This is a genomic window from Nocardioides sp. P5_C9_2, from assembly GCF_054049555.1.
Window position 1 is genome coordinate 1 of record NZ_JBFUMD010000506.1, and the last position, 2,720, is coordinate 2,720.

4 protein-coding genes are annotated in these 2,720 nt (G+C 67.4%); all 4 read right to left on the minus strand.

Annotated elements, in window-relative coordinates:
* Nucleotides 1–348 (minus strand): DUF2550 domain-containing protein (locus ACXJKL_RS18865; protein WP_457208538.1); only part of this gene is annotated, 348 nt, incomplete at its 3' end.
* A 115-nt stretch (nucleotides 349–463) separates the two neighbouring features.
* Nucleotides 464–868, minus strand: a complete 405-nt coding sequence (locus tag ACXJKL_RS18870; protein ID WP_457208539.1) for a F0F1 ATP synthase subunit epsilon — start codon at nucleotides 866–868, stop codon at nucleotides 464–466.
* Nucleotides 868–2,322, minus strand: a complete 1,455-nt coding sequence (atpD, locus tag ACXJKL_RS18875; RefSeq protein ID WP_457208540.1) for a F0F1 ATP synthase subunit beta — start codon at nucleotides 2,320–2,322, stop codon at nucleotides 868–870. The genes ACXJKL_RS18870 and atpD overlap by 1 nt, the downstream gene beginning before the upstream one ends.
* A gap of 2 nt (nucleotides 2,323–2,324) precedes the next feature.
* Nucleotides 2,325–2,720, minus strand: a 396-nt coding sequence (locus ACXJKL_RS18880) for a F0F1 ATP synthase subunit gamma (protein ID WP_457208541.1), incomplete at its 5' end; no start/stop codon positions are given.

The following is a 2,720-nucleotide window of genomic DNA, read 5'->3' on the forward strand; positions in this document are numbered from 1 at the left end:
GGACGGTGCCGTGCAGCACACGACGACGTGGCCGGCGTACAACGACATCTCCTCGGCGCCGACCAGGTCGCGACGACCCGAGTAGGTCATCGACTGGCGCGCCCAGCTCAACCGCGGACGCGGCGACAGGGAGAAGATGCGGAACCACTCCAGGGAGTCACCGTTGTAGCGACCCAGCCCGAGCAGCCACCCGCGGCCGGGGTGGGCGGTACGCATGCGGTAGCTCAGCTCGAAGGTGCCACCGTTGCGGGCGAGCAGTCGCCGACGCACGATCAGGGCGACGCCGTACAGCAGCGGCAGGACCAGCAGGACGCCCACGGACTCGAGCAGCCACTGCCACAACGGCATCCATGCCTCCCTTGTGCCACCACCGGTGCACCGCTTCGACACCACGAAAATGCAGTGAGCGCACGGACCCGATCGGTCCGTGCGCTCACCCTAGCGTCAGCCGTGCGTCACTCCGTCAGGACGCCCGTTCGACGGCCCGGACACGAGCCTCGGCGCGACGGACCGCCTCCTGCGCGGCGTCGTCGTTCTCGCCGCTGGACTTGGCGCGCTCGAGCTCGTGGCGCGCCTTCTCCAGGTCGATCTCGTGCGACATCTCCGCGTGCTCGGACAAGATCGAGACGCGGTTGTTGGCCACCGACAGGAACCCGGCGTCCACGGCCGCGACCCACGTCTCGCCGTCGGCGGTCTGCACGTCGACGACGCCCTCGATGATCACCGAGAGCATCGGGGCGTGCCCGGGCAGGATGCCCACGTCACCGTCCGTCGTGCGCGCGATGACCATGCGGGCCTCGCCCGACCAGACCAGACGGTCCGCCGCGACGAGCTCCACGTGGAGGGGCTTGCTGGTGTGGTCAGCCATCAGAGGGACTTCTGGATCTCAGCCCACTTGGCCTCGACGTCGTCGAGGCCACCGCACATGAAGAACGCCTGCTCGGCGACGTGGTCGTACTCGCCGTCGGCGATCTTGTTGAACGCCTCGATGGTGTCCGCCACCGGGACCGTGGAGCCCTCGATGCCGGTGAACTGCTTGGCCACGTAGGTGTTCTGCGAGAGGAAGCGCTGGATGCGGCGCGCCCGGGACACGATGATCTTGTCCTCCTCGGAGAGCTCGTCGACACCGAGGATCGCGATGATGTCCTGGAGCTCCTTGTTGCGCTGGAGGATCTGCTTGATCCGGACCGCGCAGCGGTAGTGCTCGTCACCGATGTACTGCGGGTCGAGGATCCGCGAGGTCGACGTCAGCGGGTCCACGGCGGGGTAGATACCGAGCGAGGCGATCTCTCGCGAGAGCTCGGTGGTCGCGTCGAGGTGTGCGAACGTCGTGGCCGGGGCCGGGTCGGTGTAGTCGTCGGCGGGGACGTAGATCGCCTGCAGCGAGGTGATCGAGTGACCACGCGTCGAGGTGATGCGCTCCTGGAGCTGACCCATCTCGTCGGCGAGGTTGGGCTGGTAGCCCACCGCGGACGGCATGCGACCGAGCAGCGTGGAGACCTCGGAACCGGCCTGGGTGAAGCGGAAGATGTTGTCGATGAAGAGCAGCACGTCCTGCTTCTGCACGTCGCGGAAGTACTCCGCCATCGTGAGGGCCGAGAGGGCCACTCGGAGGCGCGTGCCCGGCGGCTCGTCCATCTGGCCGAAGACGAGGGCGGTCTGACCGAGGACTCCGGCCTCCTCCATCTCGACGATGAGGTCGTTGCCCTCACGGGTGCGCTCGCCGACACCGGCGAACACCGACACACCACCGTGGTCCTTGGCGACGCGGGCGATCATCTCCTGGATGAGCACGGTCTTGCCGACGCCGGCACCACCGAACAGGCCGATCTTGCCACCCTGGACGTACGGGGTGAGCAGGTCGATGACCTTGATGCCGGTCTCGAACATCTGGGTCTTGGACTCCAGCTGGTCGAACGCCGGCGCCTTGCGGTGGATGCCCCAGCGCTCGGCGGGCTCGAACGTCTCACCCTCCGCGAGGTTGAGGACGTCGCCGGTGGTGTTGAACACCTTGCCGAGGGTGGCGTCACCGACGGGCACGGTGATGGGGCCGCCGGTGTCGGTGATCTGGCCGCCGCGGACGAGGCCGTCGGTGGGCTTCATCGAGATGGCACGGACCATGCCGTCGCCGATGTGCTGGGCGACCTCGAGGATGATCGAGTGCTTCTCACCGCCCAGCTCGAACTCGCACGTCAGGGCGTTGTAGATCGCCGGCATCGAGCCGGTCGGGAACTCGATGTCCACGACCGGGCCGATGACTCGGGCGATGCGACCGACCGAGCCGCCGGCCTGGTGGGTCGTCTCTTCAATGGTGGCAGTCATGTTCACTCACTCCCGGCTTGTGCGTCGGCAAGGGCATTGACGCCACCGACGATCTCGCTGATTTCCTGGGTAATGCCAGCCTGGCGAGCCTGGTTGGCGATGCGCTTGTACTTCTTGATGAGCTCGTCGGCGTTGTCCGTCGCAGCCTTCATCGCCTTCTGACGGGCGGCCAGCTCGGAGGCGGCAGCCTGCAGCAGGGCGAAGAAGATCCGGCTCTGGACGTAGCGCGGGAGCAGGGAGTCGAGCACCTCGGACGGCGAGGGCTCGAACTCGTAGAGCGGCAGCAGCTCCTCGTCGGAGGGCTTCTCGTCACCCTCCACGACCTCCAGCGGAAGCATCCGCAGGGCCTGGGGCTCCTGGTTGAGCATCGAGCGGAACCGCGTGTAGACCACGTGGAC